Origin of the sequence: Gordonia aichiensis NBRC 108223 (assembly GCF_000332975.1) — a bacterium.
GTDB lineage: Bacteria > Actinomycetota > Actinomycetes > Mycobacteriales > Mycobacteriaceae > Gordonia > Gordonia aichiensis.
Genome location: NZ_BANR01000029.1, coordinates 19,345 through 36,764, shown reverse-complemented (window position 1 = coordinate 36,764; position 17,420 = coordinate 19,345). Strand labels below are relative to the sequence as shown.

The following is a 17,420-nucleotide window of genomic DNA, read 5'->3' as shown; positions in this document are numbered from 1 at the left end:
CTTAGGCTCCTACTCCGTCAAGAAACGCTTCGACTGCCGACACCACATCGGCGGTCTTGTGCTCCATCACCGGCACAGTGCCACCGGCGATTTCAACGACCTCGACCGATTTCGCGTTCACATAGGCCTCCGCCACGCGGTCCGTGTGCGGGTAGGACACCGGGTCAGCGGTATTGGCCAGCAGCAACACAGGCGCCGTCACCAGCTCTACCCGCTCCTCCATCACATACCGGGCGCACGCCCGGTGGCCCTCGGCCGGGTCGACTCCAGGGGCGAGGGCGTCACGGATGTAGCGATTGAGGACATCGGGTCGCCCAGTCGGATACAGCGGGTAACGCTTAGCCCACAACGTCATCAAGTGTGAGCCGTCCTCCTGGATCGGTGCGACGTCGACATCGCCGGCCGCGCTGTCGGGATCGCCGTCGCCGCGCATCTCCCGGCTGACGGTGGCCCGAAACTCGTTATCGGCGTACTCGCCCGCCGAGAACACCGCTGCCGAGACCCGTGCAGGCGCCCTCGCGGCGACCTCCGACGCCACGAACATGCCGGTGTGGTGACCGAGCACCGCAAACGTGTCGAGCTCGAGTGCATCGGCCAACGCCATCGCTCCCTCGGCAAAGTTCTCGATGGTGTGCGCAGTTCCCGGTGCCGGTTTCGCCGACATGCCAAACCCGTACATGTCCATCGCGATCGCCCGACGGTGACGCCCCAGCAGAGGAAGGACCTCGCGGTATTCATCCCACGAACGGGGGGTCTGATGCAGCAGCAACACCGGTGACCCGCTACCGGCCTCGGCGTAGTGCAACTGGCCCAGCGGCGTCGGGGCATAGGCAAAGCGAATGTCTGGCTGGGTCACAGGGCACTCCTCGGGCCTGACGATCAACGATCACGGATGACTGCCCCGAACCCTCATCGACCCGGGTCGACAATTCAACGCGTCGGTTCGCTGATCGAACCCGACCCCGTGCCCAACGCCGTTGTCCAAATGGACAAATTTTCTTACCGGAAACAGAAAAGGGCACGTGTCAGTAACGTGATGGGCGCAGAATCATGTTGTCCAAATGGAAAACTTGCAGGTCCGACCGCAAAGGGCACACCATGGCTGTAGCACCCACAATCAATGCAAACGTCGGCGCGCCCGACGCGACAGCCGACTATCCGCTGTCTGTCCTCGGCAAAGCGCATCTACTTCTCGCTGCGTTCAGCACCGGCCCAGCGACCATGGGACTGACCGAGCTGAGCCGCCGATCCGGAGTGCCCAAGGCCAGCGCACACCGGCTCGCGATGGAACTTGCCACGCTCGGTCTCCTGGCACGGACACCGGATGGCTACCAACTCGGCTGGCGGATTTTCGAACTCGGTCAGCTCGTACCCGGACCGGCCAATCTGCGGTCTATCGCCCGACCGGCACTCATGGACCTGAGGGCCTCCACCCGAGGTGTAGCTCACCTTGCAGTCCCACAGGGCACCGAGTGCGTCTACCTTGAAAGATTCGCTGGACGTCGGGAAATGCGGCTTTTGGCTTCGGTCGAATACCGCGTGCCGATGCCCACCACCGCCTCAGGTCGCTTGTTCCTGTCCTACGCCGAACCACCGGCGCTGGCCGATCTCGATCACCAGGCGCTGACCAAGTTCGGGGTACACACCCGCAGCGAACTCGCCGTACGGCTCGCCTCCATTCGGGAGCGACGATTCTCCGAGGAGAACCAGACGTGCGTGTCCGGATTCAAGACGATTGCGGTCCCAGTGTTCTACCCCGGTCCCGAACAGGTCGTTGCGGCGATCTCGATCACCATGATGGCCGAGCGACGCGACGACCAGCAGGTGCTGCACGCGTTGTGGGCCGCAGCCACCGACATCACGCATGGGCTGCGCCGCACCTCCGGATGGTCAAACATGTGACTTTGCTGCCATCTAAGGGTCGCGTCGGCGGGCAAGCACCCGAGTCCGCTGGGTGGACCGGACACTTTTAGTCCCCGCTACGAGGGCTCGACACTGCATGTATGACCGCTACCGGCATCGACACCGCCCGCTTGCTTCAACGCCTCGAACGACTCGAAGCTGAAGCCGACATCCGACGCATCCAAGCGCGTTACATGTTCCTATGCGACACCCCGAATCCGGAATACGGAGTGCGTGACAACCAACATCGCATCGACCTGATCTTGGATCTCTACACCGATGATGCGATCTGGGAGGGCGTCGGTGAGTACTACAGCAACCAGTTCGGGCGGGCCGTCGGCAAAGGCCAGATCCGCGCCCATTTCAACCGGTTCTGGCCGGAGAAGCAAGATCCGGAACTCCTGATCAATGCACACTACCTAACCTCTGAGCAGATCCACGTGCATGCAGATGGCGAGTCAGCCGATGGGCAGTGGATTCACTTCCAGCCATGGCTGTTTGCCGATGGCAAGGGACTGATTCGAGGAAGCCGACTCAACAATCTGTTCCGCAAGGTCGACGGCGTCTGGAAGGTCGCCCGCACCCGCACCGAGAATGTCTGCATCATCCCCTTGCCGGACAACTTTGCCACCGACTTTCCTCGGACTTCAGTTCTGCTCGCGCCGTGACAGCCTGACGAAGCGCGGATGGGTCCAAGGGCTCGTTCGTTACGAAGCTCGGCTGTTTATGAGGTGAGCTGCGCCGGATTGTCGTGCCACTCGACGTCGGCTTCCCAGTAGTCAATACCGCTGGCTCCTCGATGGTATCGCCAATGCGAGGTACGCCTCAGAGTCGGCTCGATCAGTGCGGTTACCCGATCCGCGGCGGTCGGCCCATCCTCGGGCACACCCCAATGAACCCACCCTAGTTCGCGCCCGGTGGACACATCATGGACGAACAGATCCACATGTTTCCAACCCCACCCGTGAGTGTCGTTGTAACAGGTCAACGTCATGCGCACCGAGCTGTTGCCGTCCGCAGTCACGGTGCCCGTATTGGTCACGCGGGGACCGGACCGACGCCGTGAAATGCACGTTGGTAGTAGACCAGTCCACCGGAGTCGGCAGAGGTCGCCACCTCGTCGATTTCGACGAACAGCACCGAATGCGATCCCTGAAGGGAAACAGAACTGATCCGCCCGACGAGCGAGGCTGCGGCGCCGGAAAGGACCGGCACACCGAAGGTGTGCAGATCCCACCGCGGATCATCGAAGCGACGTTCACGTGGAATATCGGTCGCATTAGCGAAAACCAATGCCACACTTTGCTGTTCGTGGCCCAGGACATTGATACCGATGGTGTCGTTAGCTACGAACGCGTCGTGGCTTGTCGCTGACTTGTTGATACAGACCACCATCATCGGCGGCGTGTCGGTCACCGAGCACACCGCGGTGACCGTTGTGCCCGCCCGACCATGCCGGCCGTCGGTGGTGACGATGGTGACACCCGCAGACAGGTTCGCCATCGCCGCGCGGAACTCTCGCTGAGTGGGGGTCAGATTGGCGGTCATGTCGCTCACCGTTCTCCTCCTCGATCGACGTGGGCCGAGCTCGGTGCTCGGCGTCATGCAGCGACGGTAGGTCGTCCCAGTGACGCAGTGGCATGAGGAGGTTCACTCACCGGACCACTACGTGGTCCGGCGTTGGTGTCATCTCCGAACATGGCTATGCACCGCCGACGCAAGGAGCTTTGAGCACATGACCGAAACCCTGGAATCTGCAACGGAAGTCACGTGGGAATCCGTCCTCGCTGAACTCGCCGACAGGCGTTCGGAGTTCCACCAGCAAGGGTTTGTGCCACGTGATTTCATTGACAAGCTCAAGCCTTTGGGCGTCTACCGCGCGGCCGCACCCGCACGATTCGGCGGTGACCCGCTGCCTCCGGCAGACTTTCTGCGCATCATCGAAAAGGTCGCACGAGTCGACGGATCGGCCGGCTGGGTGGTGGCATTCGCCTCGGCGCTGACCTACCTCGCGGCACTGCCGATCGAGACCCAGGCGCAGCTCTACCGCAACGGACCCGACGTCGTGTTTGCCGGTGGACTGTTTCCGATGCAACCTGCGACCGAAACCAATCGTGGCTATCGGGTCAACGGACGGTGGAAGTTCGCCAGTGGCTGCATGGGTGCGGACTGGATCGGCGTCGGACTACTCGACGAGTCCGCCAGCGGCAAGCCGCGTACGGCAGTGCTCCCCGCATCACAGGTCGAAATCGTCAACGCGTGGGACGTCAGCGGCATGCGGGCCTCCGGGTCGTTCGACACCGTGGTCAGAGACGTAGACGTCGACCGCGAGTGGACTTTCGTACGAGGCGGTCCGTCGCAGATCACCGACGAACCCCTGTTCCGCTATCCGGTGATTGCCTACCAAGCGCAGATACACGCCGCGGTAGGGCTCGGTGTGGCCCAGGCCGCGCTGCAGTATGCCCTCGACAACGGGGCCTACACCGGCGTCACCGGCGCCGCCCCGGTCGGCGCACGGGCCTACTACCGTCTCGATGTCGCGAAGGCCTACGCGAAGCTCCAGTCCGCGCGCGCATGGTATTTCGACGTTGCCGACGAGGCGTGGGAGACCATCCTCGCCGGCGATGGCCTGCAGCCCGAACAGATCGCCCGAATCCGGTTGTCGGCGGTCAACATCTCGGATGTCTCCTCCAAGGTCGTCCACGACCTCGGTGCGATCTCCGGGGCCGCCATCATCCAGAACAGCCACCCGTTCAACTTACTTCGACTCGACGCGCAGGTACCCCAACTTCACGCCACCCTCAGCCAGGGCATGTACGACGCCGCCGGAGCGGTACTCATGGGCCTGGACCCGACCGTGCCGGGCTTTCTGTGAGTCGCACCCATCCTCGATCGACTGGAGACACCTCGATGACCGCCGAATTCACTGCGGACAATGTCTACACCCTGCCACCGGCTGATCTGGTGCTGCCCGACCGCGTGGCCGGCCGGATGTACACCGACCCGGAGATCTTCGACGACGAGATCACCAAAATCTTTGAAAAGACATGGATCTGGGTCGCCCACGAGTCCGAACTCCCCAAGGCCGGCAGCTTCAAATCGACCTACGTCGGCCGCCAACCGGTGATCGTCACCAAAGACCGCAAGGGCACCATCCACACTCTGCTCAACCGTTGCCGGCATCGCGGTGCCAGCGTCTGTGAGCAAAAGAAGGGCACCGCAAACGGATTCACCTGCCCATATCACGCCTGGTCCTACAGTCTGGATGGTCGCCTGCGCGGCATCCCCTACCCCGACGGCTACGAGGGGGTGATGGAGAAAGACGGCATGGGGCTGAGACGGCTGCGCACCGAAGCCTACGGTGGCATGATCTTCGCGACCTTCAACGGCGACGCCGAACCCCTCGACGCCTTCCTCGGCGATGCCAAGCTCTGGATCGACCGCTTCATGAAACAGGGCGGCGGCTACCCCATCAAGGTTCTCGGCACTCACCAGTTCAAATTCCGCGGCAACTGGAAGATCCAACTCGAGAACACCACCGACGGTTACCATTTTCCGATCGTGCACCGCTCCTGGATGGCATCGGTGGATGCCGAGACCGCCGACATGATGAGCTTCATGACCGACCCCGACTGCACCACCCACGATCTGGGCAATGGACATTCGGTGATGCAGATGGTCCCCGAGCACTCTGACCTCGACATCGACGACGGCGCCGAAGCGCTGCAAGCACGATTCGACCCGCTGGTGGCCGAACTCGCCGATCAAGGCCTCGACGATACCGCCGTCCGTAAGCTCGTGCGGGCCATGCACGGCACCGGGTTCAACCTCAACCTGTTCCCCAACGTGTCGATGTCGATCTCCTTCTTCCGGGTGTTGCGGCCGATCAGCGTCAACGAAACCTACATCGAGCACGTCGCTCTCGGCCCCGACGGACCACCCGAGATCGTCGGACCGGTTAACCGCGGCCGGCTGCGGGTGCACGAACACTTCCAGGGACCCTTCGGATTCGGCACCCCCGACGATGCCGAAGGCTGGGATCGGGTGCAGCGCGGCGCGCAGGCTGCGCCCGACATGCCGATCATGGTCAACCGCGGACTCAAACGCGAGGTCACCAGCCCGGAGGGCTGGCCCACCTCGCATGTCACCGACGAGACGGGCATGCGCGCCGCCTACGACAAGTGGAAGGAGATGATGAGCGATGACTGACACCATCAGCCGGATCAGCCCGATGACGGACGCACGCCTGGTGCGGGCCATCGAGTTGATCTGGAAGGAGGCCGACCTGCTCGACCGCAAGGACTACCAGAACTGGCAGCAGCTCTACACCGACGACGCCCTCTACATCGTTCCGATCGAGCGCGACAACGACGATTTCGTCAACAGTCTCAACATGATCTACGACGACGCGACAATGCGGCAGCTGCGCGTCGCCCGCATGACCGAGGGCTACGCGATAGCGGCGATCGACGCGGCCCAGACCATACGGACGGTCTCACGGTTCGTGCCGGTCGCGGTGTCCGACACCGAAGTCGTCGTGCGCTCGGCGCAGGTCATCGTCGCGTTCAAACGCGGTGTGCACGACCTGTGGGCCGGCGAGGTCACCCACGCGATCCGTCTGGCGCCCAGCGGAGATCAGATCGCCCAGAAGGTCATTCGGCTCATCGACGCCGAAGATGCCGTCCCGGCCGCCGGGTTCCTGCTGTGAGTGTGCTAGTCACGGTGGCCGAGGTGGTCTCCGAAACCGCCGCCATCCGCACCCTGCGTCTCGTTCGCCAGGACGGGAAACCCTTCTCGCCGTTTGAGGCCGGCGCGCACGTGGACGTCACCGGACCGACCGGGGTGCTGCGCCAATACTCATTGTGCAGCGCACCCCACGACCCGCAGTCGTTGCTGATCGCGGTCAAACGGGAACCGTACTCACGGGGCGGTTCGGCGGCGTTGCACACGGTGAGTACCGGTGACGTCCTCAAGGTCGGGCCGCCCCGCAACCTACTGTCGATTGCCGAGACCGCCGACCACCATCTGTTGGTCGCCGGCGGCATCGGGGTCACTCCGCTGCTGAGCATGGCCTACGAATTGCACAGTCGTGGTGGAAACTTCGGGCTCATCTACTTCGCCCGGTCCGAGGAGGAGATGGCCTTCGCGGACCTGCTGCGTCATCGCGTCGAGTTCCGGGACAAGGTCGTACTTTACGTCGGGGTGCCGCGCGCCGAGCAGCCAGAGCTGCTCGCCGGATTGCGTCCGCACCTGACTGCTGCCAGCCACGTCTACACCTGCGGGCCACAAGGCTTCATGGACCAGGTGGCAGCAGCGTTCGCACCCGTCGTGGGTGACAACCAGATCCACATCGAGCATTTCGTCGCCGGCGACATTGACACCAGCAACGACCGCCCCTTCGTCGTTGAGGTCGACGGCGAGACCTACCCGGTTCCCGCCGACAAATCGATCCTGGGAGTGCTCGAGGATAACGGTATCGAGGTGTTCAAATCGTGTGAGGAAGGCGTGTGCGGCTCGTGTGTCTCGGGCGTCATCGACGGCATCCCCGACCATCGCGATCACTGCCTATCCGCGGCCGACCGGGCGGCCAACAAGGAGATGGCACTGTGTGTTTCGCGGGCACTGTCGGACACACTGGTCATCGAACTGTACTGACCGAACCGGTCACAGATCACGCGGCAACGCCGGGTTGAATCGACCCGGCGTTGCCCCTTGTGGCGGCGCCGGACGTCGGACTCACCCCTCCAGAATGTCGACAACCCGCCGCGCCTCGCCAAGCCAATTCTCGATCTGCCGCCGTGTGGCGTGCGCTGGCAGCTGCGCCAGTCGCAGCGTCAACGAGTAGACGCCGCGTCGATCCCGGACCGGCACGACGATCGACCCCAGTTGGTACCTTTGGTCCTCGTCGAGTTCTTCGACCCGATAGTCGACCGACGAGTTGATCATGGCACTGCGAATGATGCGTTGCTGGGCGGGAGTCAGACGTCCCGAGGAGTAGAGTTCGGTTGCGTCGCGAATGATCTCATAGGCCGCTCTCCCTTGGTCTTCGGGAAGCCGGGAGTACAGATATCCATTCTCCCGCAAGTATGAAAGGCGTTGGCGGAAGGTCTCTTTCACCTCCGGGTCCGCGCCACGCAGACGCTCGATCCAGCGCTCCTGGCTCTCGGTGGGCTGATCGAAGAAGTAGGTATCTCCGATCGGCGGAATCATCGGCACCCGCCGAGCGAAATCACCCTCATGCCCCATTCCAGGTCCTGTCACCGACAACACCGTGGCCACCTCGTCCTCGCTGACCGAGGTGAAAATCGTTACTTCACAGCCGATTTGCTTGGCCAGATGTTCCACGATCGGCCGCGCGGCGTGCGCAGCATGGATCGCGGGCAGTATCTCGTGGTCCATTCGCGCCATCAGTGAGGTGCACACAAAGCTGCCATAGCCGCTCTGGAAATAGATCAGTGGAGACACCGGATTCTCCACCGCCATATCATGAACGGCGCACAGCACGATCCAGTGATCTCCCGCCTCGATTACATCGTCGATGCGGGTGTCGATCCATGCGACCGCATCCGCGAGCACCGGATCGCCGGACGGTGATGGGTGCCAGGCGATGCCGTCGAACTTGTTCTCCCACCGCTGCGCGATCGCGAAAACCACGTCTTCCTGTTCACCGGCCAGGATATTGATGCAGACCGAGGGACACTCACGCATCTTCGCGAAGGTCCGTGAGGTCTTCATCGGCATGAACGAAACCAGTGGCGGTTCCAGCGATACCGAGTTGAAGCTGCCCACCACCATCGCCAGCAACTCGCCCTCGGCATCCCTCCCGGTGACAACGACGACACCCGTCGGGTAGTGCCCGGTGACGTCTCGGAACAGCTGAGAATCGATAGTCGGAGTGGTCGGATCAGGCATCGGTTCTCCCGGGTCGAATGTGAAATGTCGGAGATGCCGGCGAAGTGGGGTCGTATCGTGACCGATGTGGTGGCGACGCGCTTCGCCCACACACGCATACAACCCGATGTCGCCTGGCCTGACCGAGACTGAGTCCGGTCAGTGAACCGCCCGATTCCGAAATGTGAGACCACCACACATCGTGGAAGGACCACATCGACGCACTCCGGGAGACACCATGACCGCCATGCTCAACCGTCCCACGACGACCTCCACCGGCGACTTCTTCGTGACCGTGCTGACCACAACACCGTCGGTGGCCAGCGACCTCGCCACCATCACCGAACTTCCCGTGCTCATCGATTGCGCGACCCTCTCGACCGCCCAACGCCAAGCACGACGGATGTCGCGTCAGACAGACGACGGTCACACTGTCGTTCCGGTCATCAAAGTCGAAGCGGCAGGCTCCCAAGCTGCCCGCACGCAAACGTGCGTCACCGTGATGCCCAGCGCGCGATCGATCGTCAGTTTCGCCATCGATATGCGGTTGCTCGACATCGCCCACGGCATCGTTGTCGTAGCGCCCGCCTGCGACGACCCGATTGCATTGCGCGACGACATCATTGCTGCACTCAACGCGGCGGGATGCCCCACCCGAACCCGCATCCCAGGCTGGTGTATAGCTCCCGCATCGTAATCACCGCCGACGAAGACGATCCAACGCGCGACACGGACACCGTAGCCGCACAACGACAGCGAGGGAGAAGACCGTGGACTACGCGACCCAGCCAGTCCGTGAGCAGACCGAAGCCATACATACTGGAGCCATCACCGCGGAGACGCTCGTACGGCAGACACGACTGTCCATCGAGCGGCAGGAACCAGGGCTGTCAGCATGGGTGGCGTTGGCGACCAACCACATTGACCACGCACGCACGGTCGACCAAACCCCAGACGCGGGACCGCTCAGCGGGCTCTCGATCGGTGTCAAGGATCTCATCGACGTCGCCGGCCTACCCACACGCGCCGGATCACCGGTCACACCAGCAGGTTCCGCCATCAGAGACGCGCCATGCGTCGCACGATTCCGTGACCTTGGCGCCATCGTGCAAGGCAAAACCGTCACCACCGAATTCGGCTACTTCGCGCCCGGACCGACACGAAACCCGCACGCACCCAACCACACACCCGGCGGATCCTCGAGCGGGTCAGCTGCTGCCGTCGGCGCAGGCACCATCCCGATCGCCCTCGGCACACAAACCGCAGGATCATTGACTCGACCCGCATCGTTCTGTGGGACAGCGGGAATGGTGCTCGCCCCCGGTGCAACGGACCTGCGCGGAGTCGCCGGCCTCAGCACCTCACTCGACTCCCTGGGACTACTCACCCGCACCGTCGCCGACCTACACTACGTGTACACCGCGTTCACCGGGAGCCCCACGCCTCCCACACCGGTCACCGAGCTATCCAGCGCGCTCATCTGGACAGGAAGCGATCTCGGCGAGCTTCACCCCGCAATGGCCGAACTACTCGCCACCGTTCCCGACCTCCTTCGCGCCGCCAACCTCGAACCCGAGAAGTTCGACGCCGACGACCACGTCCGTACCCTCACCGAAGACCATGCAACAGTGATGTCCTACGAAGCCGCGCACACTTTGCATGACATCTATAACCACCAGCGGGCCGCACTGAGTTCACCCCTGCGTGCACTGATCGAGCACGGCCTCGGCACACCCGGTATAGCCCACACCGCAGCTCTCACCCGCCGTGACCGGTCACGCGATCTTCTCACCACTCATCTCGGCCACAACACCGTCATCATCGGTCCCGCCGCACTCGGGCCCGCACCTGCAGGCCTCACCGCCACCGGATCGCCGATACTCAGCCGCGCCTGGCAACTACTGGGCTGCCCGGTGGTGATCATCCCCGGTGGACGCACCGCCGATGGACTACCACTAGGACTCCAATTGATCGGTCTCCCCGGCGACGAACCCGCACTGCTCACAACAGCAACCGAACTCGAGCACAATCTGCGCCGACAACCCTCGATGTCCCCGCCACCAGCCAACTAGGCCACATCCTTGCCTCGGCCGTGCGCATGCCATTCTTACCGTGGCTACACTCCCTCGACCTCGACTGGCCCGAACCCTGACGCCCGACACCGCGGGGCCGTGACAGGTTGCGATGTTGCGGTGGCGCGCAGGTCCGACCGTGACCGGCGGATCATTTAGCTGCGCTCATTATCAGAGATGCATCGCCGTGACCAGCGGGTTTGCAAGCAAGATGAACCAGCATCGGCGACACGCCCGAGATGACAAGGCGTGTGTCGGCGTGTCTGGTTCATGTTCCCTGCATTTCGTCATCGGTGAGCGTTGAAGAGTGCGTCTTGGAGTGCGTCGGCGGCGTCGTCGGGGTTGTTGAGAGTGCGGTAGGCGACGGCCCAGAGGCGTTCTTGGTGGCGTCGGATGAGGGTCGAGAAGGCGTGGAGGTCGCCGTCGAGGTGCGCGGCGAGCAGGTGCTCGTCGCTGTGTGTGTCGCTGGTTCCCCCTGGCATGGGTTGAGATTAGTGCAGCGCGGTGTCGCGTATGCCGGGTTGGCGTGTCGGCTGTGGAGGGATTCGGGTGTGGGGAGGGTGGCTGCCCCCGACACGCTGGGTGAGAGGCTTTGGTCGGTCGGCGGGGTGGACTCGTCCACACCCGTGCGAACCGTAATCGGCCCCAGGAGTATCCAGACATGACGAGTGACGACGAGTTCTTTCGTGATCTGCCCGATCCGCCTCCGTTCCGGTTCGCGTATATGCCCCGTGGTTCGGAGTGGCTGGCGGATCCGCCGCCGCGCATCAAAGACGGGCAGGTCGGTGTCGACTTCCGCCTGGTACGTGATCTTGCGCGGGTGGGCTACAAAACCTACTACCTAGACCCGCTCAGGTACTTATATAAGACGATGCCTGCTGCGGTGCCGGTGTTCACCGATTGGATCAAGCACATCGACGAGCGGTTGCCCGAGCCGCGCCACACGAAAGCCGAACGCAAACACAAAGACTCGATCTGGATGTGCCTGAATATCAATCTTATTGATCCAGCCGCCAAAGGTAACCGCGACACCATCGAAGCGTTGTTTGGGCAGTTCGATAAATCCTGGGCGCCGGAAGGTGTGCGATATCAGGCGGCGCGTGCGCTCGACTACATCGCGACCAGAGCCGACTACGATCGGATGGTTGCCCTCCTGCGAGATTCGAATAGTGGTGTCCGCAACGCGGTGACGCACTATCTGGGCACGATTCCGCACTGATCGTTCGCACGATCTGCTGGTGCACCTGCTTGCCACCGACCCAGAGGTCACCCAGGCCGCGATGACCGCGCTTGCCCGTATGAAACGGCCCGAGGACATCGAGGTCTTGGGCCATGGCTCGACGATCCGCGCGACCTCATCCAGCGTGACGCCAAACGCGCAATCGCGAAACTCGAGAAAGCTGCGCCGGCTGGGTGATCCCGCGCAGTCGGTCCGCGAAGCCGGGCGTGGTTGGTCACGCCGCGGGTACTATCGCCCGAGTTGTTGGAAGATGTGAGTGAGTCGAGGAAGCGCAACAATGATGGTGGCCGACTCTCCACGACGGCGTCGAGAGCAACGCGAAGTACTCGACGAACTGAACATTCGTGAAGCTCTCTTTCGATATGCGATTGCCGCGTACGTACTGATGTTCGGCATCGGTGGAGTTGCCTCCATATTCGTGACGGGCGGGCCGGGTCCCGGCGCTCCGAGAATCGTCACGATTGCCACCTGCGCGACGTGCATCCCCGTGAGCTTCATGGTCGCGCGGATGCATCTCGGGTCGGTGTGGTGGTCCAACAGGACCCGAATACGTTATGGGCCAGAGGTGTTCGTGATGTACGCCGACCTCGGCCTGCTGCTCGTGCTGGTCACATTCAGTAGTGGAGAGTTGGCCCTCTTCGGTACGGCGCTCTACGCGGTCACCGGCGCCTATGCAAGCCACTTCCTGCGAATAAGGGCGACGGTCGCCCACGTGGTGTTCAGTTCGGTCGTGATCTGTGCTCTCGCGGTCGCTGCCGTCGAACGCGGCGGTATGGATGTGGGTAACGGTGTACTGCGCGCCTGCGTGATGCTGTTCGTGGTGAACGGGACGGTGGTCCTGATCGGTGCGCACAGCGCCGATATCCGATTCGCTATCGGGCGCAGTTTCAGGATCTCGTCGACGGATCCCTTGACCGGGCTGGCGAACCGCCGCGCCTTCGAACGTCGGGCCCACCGATTGATCGAGTCGAGCCCCGGCATCGTTGCACTTCTCCTCATCGATATCGACCACTTCAAGGCAATCAACGACACCCTCGGTCACGGTGGAGGCGACGCAGTGTTGGTTGCCGCGGCAGGAGTTCTTCGAGAAGAAGTCTCGTATCCGATGATCTCAGCTCGCATCGGTGGCGATGAGTTCGTTGTGCTTGTTCCCGAGGCATCCGATGAACTCGTGAGGCGACTAGCGGACCGCCTCGAGCGCGCATTGGAGTCGGCAGCGGGAACGGGTGTGTCCGTCGGCTGGGCAACTGCACCCGGCGGCGACCAGGGCGAGGACCCTTCGGCGGTCTTGTCGACGTTGTTGACGCTGGCCGATGGCGCCCTGTACGCGACGAAGCGCAGCCGCAACCCAGGCGGCGAGTAGAACTCAGAGGCGATGCGAGACGCGGGCGGGCCCCCTAGCCTCCGAATCGCCACGCCAATGCGGCTCCGACAGCGCCGATGCCATTGACGGCCCAGTGCAGCGCGATCGGGGCGAGCAAGCTGTCGCTGCGCACGCGCAGCCAGCCGAAGAGCACACCCGAGACCGCGGTGATCCCGACAGCCCCGGCGACCCCGATCGCTTGCGCGAACACGCTGTGGCCGAACAGGTCGGACAGACCCGCGTTTCCTGCGGTGAGGCCGAGCGAGGTGATGACATGCCAGCAGCCGAAGAGCACTGCCTGGATGAGCAGGGCGCGCACAGGGGTCGTCAGTTGACGCAGTGAGCCCAACAGCACTCCCCGGAAGAACAGCTCCTCGGGAAGCACGGTCTGGAACGGGATCACGATGAACGCAGCGAGCAGTGCATGTCCGAGATCGCGATAGGCGTCGTTCTGGAACAGTTCGCGGGTCGGGGGAATGGCGACGCCGACGACCACGATGATCGCCACCGCAACCACGATGACCAGCGCGTATCGCCCGCCCTTACGCAGTCCGGCGCGTCCGAGCCCTAGGTCTTCGTGGGTGAGTCCCGCCGCGAGGGCGATGGAGACCGCCACCACTGCAGCGGCGGTCACCAACCAGTCGACGCCCGGGAAGTGAAGAAAGTGGGCGCACATCTGGGCGGTCACCATGATTGCAGCACCGATGACGGGCACCAACCAGATTCGACGCCGCTCCTGCGAAGTCGACGCGTCGGCGTCCTCTGCTGACGCAGGATCGTCGCGGCTCACCACGGTAGGGTCGCACAGGTTTAGGATTCACGAGTCACATCGATGTCCGACGACCCTGAAGGGTGCCCAGGTGCCAGAACATTCAGCGACCGGCTCCGAGCGCGATCCGTCGCCGACGGACAGTGCCCGCGACGAGACGCGACGTGATTCAGACGATTCCTCGCCGGAGACCACAGGCTCCCCCGCCGCATCCTCACCCGACACGTCGTCGGCAGAAGACTCTCCGCCCACCTCTGGAAAGTCTGCGAGGCTACGCCGCGCGGCATCTGACTATGCGCACCGGATCAGCTTTGCCGGGCTCATCTTCGGCACGATCTTCCTGTGGTTGTCGACGACGCCGTCACTACTCCCCCGCGGGCCACTGTTCCAAGGCATCGTGTCGGGTGGCGCAGCCGCCGTCGGGTACTGCGTCGGTGCCTTCATCGCGTGGCTGGTTCGGTTCATGTTGTCTCGATCGGAACGCTGGCCGTCGCCGAAGCGGAACTATTGGCTCGCACTGGGTTTCGTTTCGCTGATCGGAACTGTTGTGATGCTGTACTGGTACTCGAGGTGGCAGAACGAGATTCGTAATCTCATGGGCGTCGAAAATCTCTCCTGGACTGCGTATCCGATCATCGTGGTGTTCGCGCTGCTGGTCTTCGCGGTGCTGATGGTGATAGGGCAGGCATGGGCGAGTTTGCTGAAATGGTTGGTACGCCAACTCGACAAGATCGCTCCGCCACGTGTCGCGGCGGTCGCAGGCCTGCTCGTTGTCGCCCTGCTCACGGTTTTCATCCTCAACGGCGTCGTCGCAAAGTACTCGATGAGAGCGCTCAACAGCAGCTTTGCCAGCGCCAACGACGAGGTCCGACCCAATACCTCTCCCCCGACCTCCGGGTTACGCTCGGGTGGCCCGGGATCGCTGGTCACGTGGGAGTCTCTCGGTCGGGAGGGACGCGTGATCGTCTCCGGCGGGCCGGATGTCGCGGAGTTGTCGGAGTTCAACAAGCAGCCCGCGATGGAGCCGATCAGGGCATTCGTCGGACTCGGTTCGGGCGATGACCTGCGCGCCAACGCCGAGTTGGCCGCCGACGAACTCGTACGTACTGGCGGTCTGAAGCGCAAGGTGATCGCGGTGGGGTCGACGACCGGCTCGGGGTGGCTCAACAAGGTGACGATCGATTCGCTGGAGTACATGTACAACGGCGACGTCGCCACGGTGGCGATGCAGTACTCGTATCTGCCGAGCTGGATCTCATTTCTGGTCGACAAGGAGCGTGCACGGCAGGCGGGGACAGCGCTGTTCGAGGCGGTCGACGCGAAGGTGCGCGAATTGCCAGAAGCGGAGCGTCCGAAGCTGGTCGTCTTTGGGGAGAGCCTCGGATCCTTCGGCGCAGAAGCAGCTTTCGGCACCGTGCCGACGGTCACGGCGCGTACCGATGGCGCTCTGCTCTCGGGCCCGACGTTCAGCAACACGCTATGGAATGACGCGACCGCCGGCCGCGACAAGGGCTCACCGCAGTGGCTTCCGATCTATAACCACGGCAGGCAGGTGCGATTCATCGCCGAGCAGAAGGACCTCGCCCGGCCCGACGCACCGTGGGACTTCTCGCGCATGGTGTACCTGCAGCACGCGTCCGACCCGATTGCGTGGTGGTCGCCGCAACTCATTCTGCGCGAACCGGATTGGCTCAAAGAGCAGCGTGGCAGAGACGTCATCGGTGCGACACACTGGATTCCGTTCGTCACGTTCCTCCAGGTGTCGGCAGACATGGCCGTCTCGGTTGATGTGCCGGACGGACACGGACACAACTATCAGTCGGCGATTCCCTATGCGTGGTCGCGCATTCTGCAGCCGCCGGGGTGGACGGATGAGAAGACGCAGCAACTCGAGCCGCGACTGCACCGCGACGGCTGATCTCGATCAGTCGGCGACGTCGAAAGCGGCGATCACCTTGGTGGGGGTGAGCCGCCCGACGGCCTCACCGGGTACGGCGTTGCGCTTGCCGAACTGTTCGGCGAGTTCGGGGCCCATGTAGCGCTCGGCGATGGCAGTCGCGGTGCGGAGCAGGTCCGACGGGTCGTCGTCGAATGTCACAGTGCCCTGGACCTGCACGAACGAGAAGGGTGGCCGCTCGTCGTCGACCACGATCGTCGCACGTGGATCACGCTGCAGTGCACGCCCTTTCGACGTGTCCTCGCCGGTGTTGAACACCAGCGTGCCGTCTTCGACAATGAACCAGATCGGCGTGACCAGCGCTCGCCCGTCCTTGGCCACCCACGCGATCTTGCCTGTTCGTGTTCCGGTGGAGAGGAATTCGACGGCGCGGTCGGTCAGCTCAGCGGTGGACATGAGGCAGAATCCTTTCGTGCGGTGATGCCCGGCTCCGGTGGAGGTGGCAGGTCGCCATTCAGGGTAGGTCGGGTGTCAGGTCAATCGCTGATATGTCGCGATGAACATGTCGACGCAGACGTCCCGGATGTCGGAGACCTCCGCGGCGGGAGTTCCAGCATCCGTCGCGATGTACCAGTCGACGAGAAGCTGGGTGAGAGCCCCGATCAATCCGACCGCGGCGAGCCGGAATCGCGGAGGTCGCTGGTCGTCGCCGAATGCGACGTGCATGGCGAGCTCGGCCCACGCGTGGATGGCGTCCATACGCAGGCGCTCGAGCGAGGCGTCGACCCCGACGACCTCGACGAGCATGATGCGCGCCATCCGACGGTCGCCGGTGAGACAGCCCAGCAGGGCGTCGAGTGCGGCTCGGGTCAGCTCCACGAGGCGCTGATCGTGCTGCGCATCCGCATTGATCTCGGCGACCGCGACGATGCTCTCCCCCACTGCGGTACGGCAGATCTCGACGCAATGGTCGTACACCGCGGCCAGCAGCGCTGTGCGGTCGGAGAAGGATTCGTAGAAATACCGCTGGGTGAGGCCCGCCTCGTCGCACAATCGTTTGACAGACACCTGCCGAAAGCCGTCCCGCCCGAAGAGGTTCAGTCCTGCGTCGACAAACGCGGCTCGACGCCTGGCCTGCCGCTGCTCGGGTGCCGTACCGGCGTACAGCCGTCCGGAGGTTGTGGTCGCGGAGGTTGTGGTCGCGGAGGTCTCGAGGGTCACGGATTCCTCTCTGGTGGGCGGGCGCGTGTCGCGGCATGGACAGCGCTCTTCTGACACGATACTGT

At 63.4% G+C, this 17,420-nt stretch carries 19 protein-coding genes and 1 pseudogene; 12 read left to right on the top strand and 8 right to left on the bottom strand.

Annotated features, from left to right (window positions below):
- Position 1: 1 nt before the first annotated feature.
- Positions 2–856 (bottom strand): alpha/beta fold hydrolase, encoded by an 855-nt coding sequence (locus GOACH_RS20270; protein WP_005179067.1) that lies wholly within the window; start codon positions 854–856, stop codon positions 2–4.
- Between the two features lie 242 nt (positions 857–1,098).
- Here GOACH_RS20270 and GOACH_RS20265 point away from each other — a divergent pair, with 242 nt between their 5' ends.
- Both GOACH_RS20265 and GOACH_RS20260 read left to right on the top strand, forming a co-directional pair.
- Positions 1,099–1,902, top strand: coding sequence for an IclR family transcriptional regulator (locus tag GOACH_RS20265; RefSeq protein ID WP_005179064.1), 804 nt, complete (start codon positions 1,099–1,101; stop codon positions 1,900–1,902).
- Positions 1,903–2,003: 101 nt separating this feature from the next.
- Entirely contained in the window at positions 2,004–2,570 is a 567-nt protein-coding gene (locus tag GOACH_RS20260) for a nuclear transport factor 2 family protein (protein ID WP_005179061.1), read from the top strand.
- 56 nt (positions 2,571–2,626) lie between these two features.
- On the opposite strand, the gene GOACH_RS20255 is transcribed toward GOACH_RS20260, so the two are convergent.
- Both GOACH_RS20255 and GOACH_RS20250 read right to left on the bottom strand, forming a co-directional pair.
- On the bottom strand, positions 2,627–2,944 hold the full coding sequence (locus GOACH_RS20255) for a hypothetical protein (protein WP_005179058.1): 318 nt from the start codon (positions 2,942–2,944) through the stop codon (positions 2,627–2,629).
- Positions 2,941–3,450, bottom strand: a complete 510-nt coding sequence (locus tag GOACH_RS20250; protein WP_040519297.1) for a flavin reductase — start codon at positions 3,448–3,450, stop codon at positions 2,941–2,943. Before GOACH_RS20250 ends, GOACH_RS20255 begins: the two co-directional genes overlap by 4 nt.
- A 187-nt stretch (positions 3,451–3,637) precedes the next feature.
- On the opposite strand from GOACH_RS20250, the gene GOACH_RS20245 reads away from it, so the two are divergent.
- Genes GOACH_RS20245 through GOACH_RS20230 form a run of 4 tightly spaced genes read left to right on the top strand, consistent with a single transcriptional unit; the run spans position 3,638 to position 7,557 of the window.
- Positions 3,638–4,777, top strand: coding sequence for an acyl-CoA dehydrogenase family protein (locus GOACH_RS20245; RefSeq protein ID WP_005179052.1), 1,140 nt, complete (start codon positions 3,638–3,640; stop codon positions 4,775–4,777).
- 35 nt (positions 4,778–4,812) lie between these two features.
- Positions 4,813–6,111, top strand: a complete 1,299-nt coding sequence (locus GOACH_RS20240) for an aromatic ring-hydroxylating oxygenase subunit alpha (RefSeq protein WP_005179049.1) — start codon at positions 4,813–4,815, stop codon at positions 6,109–6,111.
- On the top strand, positions 6,104–6,610 hold the full coding sequence (locus GOACH_RS20235; RefSeq protein WP_005179046.1) for an aromatic-ring-hydroxylating dioxygenase subunit beta: 507 nt from the start codon (positions 6,104–6,106) through the stop codon (positions 6,608–6,610). The genes GOACH_RS20240 and GOACH_RS20235 overlap by 8 nt, the downstream gene beginning before the upstream one ends.
- Positions 6,607–7,557, top strand: a complete 951-nt coding sequence (locus tag GOACH_RS20230; protein WP_005179043.1) for a PDR/VanB family oxidoreductase — start codon at positions 6,607–6,609, stop codon at positions 7,555–7,557. Before GOACH_RS20235 ends, GOACH_RS20230 begins: the two co-directional genes overlap by 4 nt.
- Before the next feature lie 81 nt (positions 7,558–7,638).
- Here the strand turns inward: GOACH_RS20230 and GOACH_RS20225 are convergent, their stop codons facing one another.
- Complete coding sequence (locus GOACH_RS20225; RefSeq protein ID WP_005179041.1) at positions 7,639–8,814, bottom strand: flavin reductase family protein; 1,176 nt, start codon at positions 8,812–8,814, stop codon at positions 7,639–7,641.
- Between the two features lie 217 nt (positions 8,815–9,031).
- Between GOACH_RS20225 and GOACH_RS20220 the strand changes: the two genes are divergently transcribed.
- Both GOACH_RS20220 and GOACH_RS20215 read left to right on the top strand, forming a co-directional pair.
- On the top strand, positions 9,032–9,490 hold the full coding sequence (locus GOACH_RS20220) for a hypothetical protein (RefSeq protein ID WP_005179039.1): 459 nt from the start codon (positions 9,032–9,034) through the stop codon (positions 9,488–9,490).
- 73 nt (positions 9,491–9,563) lie between these two features.
- Positions 9,564–10,865 (top strand): amidase, encoded by a 1,302-nt coding sequence (locus tag GOACH_RS20215; RefSeq protein ID WP_005179036.1) that lies wholly within the window; start codon positions 9,564–9,566, stop codon positions 10,863–10,865.
- Positions 10,866–11,155: 290 nt separating this feature from the next.
- Here GOACH_RS20215 and GOACH_RS20210 read toward each other — a convergent pair.
- Positions 11,156–11,347: pseudogene (locus GOACH_RS20210) on the bottom strand (sigma factor); the annotation flags it as partial.
- Between the two features lie 179 nt (positions 11,348–11,526).
- On the opposite strand from GOACH_RS20210, the gene GOACH_RS20205 reads away from it, so the two are divergent.
- From GOACH_RS20205 to GOACH_RS20195, 3 genes are read left to right on the top strand one after another with little or no spacing between them, the layout of a single operon-like run.
- A complete protein-coding gene (locus tag GOACH_RS20205) occupies positions 11,527–12,084 on the top strand; it encodes a HEAT repeat domain-containing protein (protein WP_005179033.1) in 558 nt (185 codons plus the stop codon).
- A gap of 19 nt (positions 12,085–12,103) precedes the next feature.
- Entirely contained in the window at positions 12,104–12,361 is a 258-nt protein-coding gene (locus tag GOACH_RS24040) for a hypothetical protein (RefSeq protein ID WP_040519294.1), read from the top strand.
- Between the two features lie 21 nt (positions 12,362–12,382).
- On the top strand, positions 12,383–13,468 hold the full coding sequence (locus tag GOACH_RS20195) for a GGDEF domain-containing protein (RefSeq protein WP_005179032.1): 1,086 nt from the start codon (positions 12,383–12,385) through the stop codon (positions 13,466–13,468).
- A gap of 34 nt (positions 13,469–13,502) precedes the next feature.
- Here GOACH_RS20195 and GOACH_RS20190 read toward each other — a convergent pair whose 3' ends face one another.
- Entirely contained in the window at positions 13,503–14,159 is a 657-nt protein-coding gene (locus tag GOACH_RS20190; protein WP_052004080.1) for a CPBP family intramembrane glutamic endopeptidase, read from the bottom strand.
- Between the two features lie 169 nt (positions 14,160–14,328).
- On the opposite strand from GOACH_RS20190, the gene GOACH_RS20185 reads away from it, so the two are divergent.
- A complete protein-coding gene (locus GOACH_RS20185; RefSeq protein WP_005179024.1) occupies positions 14,329–16,155 on the top strand; it encodes an alpha/beta hydrolase in 1,827 nt (608 codons plus the stop codon).
- Positions 16,156–16,161: 6 nt separating this feature from the next.
- Here GOACH_RS20185 and GOACH_RS20180 read toward each other — a convergent pair whose 3' ends face one another.
- Positions 16,162–16,590, bottom strand: coding sequence for a PPOX class F420-dependent oxidoreductase (locus GOACH_RS20180; RefSeq protein ID WP_005179019.1), 429 nt, complete (start codon positions 16,588–16,590; stop codon positions 16,162–16,164).
- Between the two features lie 75 nt (positions 16,591–16,665).
- Positions 16,666–17,355: a TetR/AcrR family transcriptional regulator gene (locus tag GOACH_RS20175; RefSeq protein ID WP_005179015.1), complete on the bottom strand. Its 690-nt coding sequence runs from the start codon at positions 17,353–17,355 to the stop codon at positions 16,666–16,668.
- Positions 17,356–17,420: the final 65 nt, after the last annotated feature.

What these genes read in the sequence shown, in the direction of transcription:
- GOACH_RS20265 (WP_005179064.1), top strand. Translation starts at nt 1,099, where the DNA reads ATGGCTGTAGCACCCACAATCAATGCAAACGTCGGCGCGCCCGACGCG.
- GOACH_RS20260 (WP_005179061.1), top strand. Translation starts at nt 2,004, where the DNA reads ATGACCGCTACCGGCATCGACACCGCCCGCTTGCTTCAACGCCTCGAA.
- GOACH_RS20250 (WP_040519297.1), bottom strand. Translation starts at nt 3,450, where the DNA reads ATGACCGCCAATCTGACCCCCACTCAGCGAGAGTTCCGCGCGGCGATG.
- GOACH_RS20245 (WP_005179052.1), top strand. Translation starts at nt 3,638, where the DNA reads ATGACCGAAACCCTGGAATCTGCAACGGAAGTCACGTGGGAATCCGTC.
- GOACH_RS20240 (WP_005179049.1), top strand. Translation starts at nt 4,813, where the DNA reads ATGACCGCCGAATTCACTGCGGACAATGTCTACACCCTGCCACCGGCT.
- GOACH_RS20235 (WP_005179046.1), top strand. Translation starts at nt 6,104, where the DNA reads ATGACTGACACCATCAGCCGGATCAGCCCGATGACGGACGCACGCCTG.
- GOACH_RS20225 (WP_005179041.1), bottom strand. Translation starts at nt 8,814, where the DNA reads ATGCCTGATCCGACCACTCCGACTATCGATTCTCAGCTGTTCCGAGAC.
- GOACH_RS20220 (WP_005179039.1), top strand. Translation starts at nt 9,032, where the DNA reads ATGACCGCCATGCTCAACCGTCCCACGACGACCTCCACCGGCGACTTC.
- GOACH_RS20205 (WP_005179033.1), top strand. Translation starts at nt 11,527, where the DNA reads ATGACGAGTGACGACGAGTTCTTTCGTGATCTGCCCGATCCGCCTCCG.
- GOACH_RS20195 (WP_005179032.1), top strand. Translation starts at nt 12,383, where the DNA reads ATGATGGTGGCCGACTCTCCACGACGGCGTCGAGAGCAACGCGAAGTA.
- GOACH_RS20190 (WP_052004080.1), bottom strand. Translation starts at nt 14,159, where the DNA reads ATGGTGACCGCCCAGATGTGCGCCCACTTTCTTCACTTCCCGGGCGTC.
- GOACH_RS20180 (WP_005179019.1), bottom strand. Translation starts at nt 16,590, where the DNA reads ATGTCCACCGCTGAGCTGACCGACCGCGCCGTCGAATTCCTCTCCACC.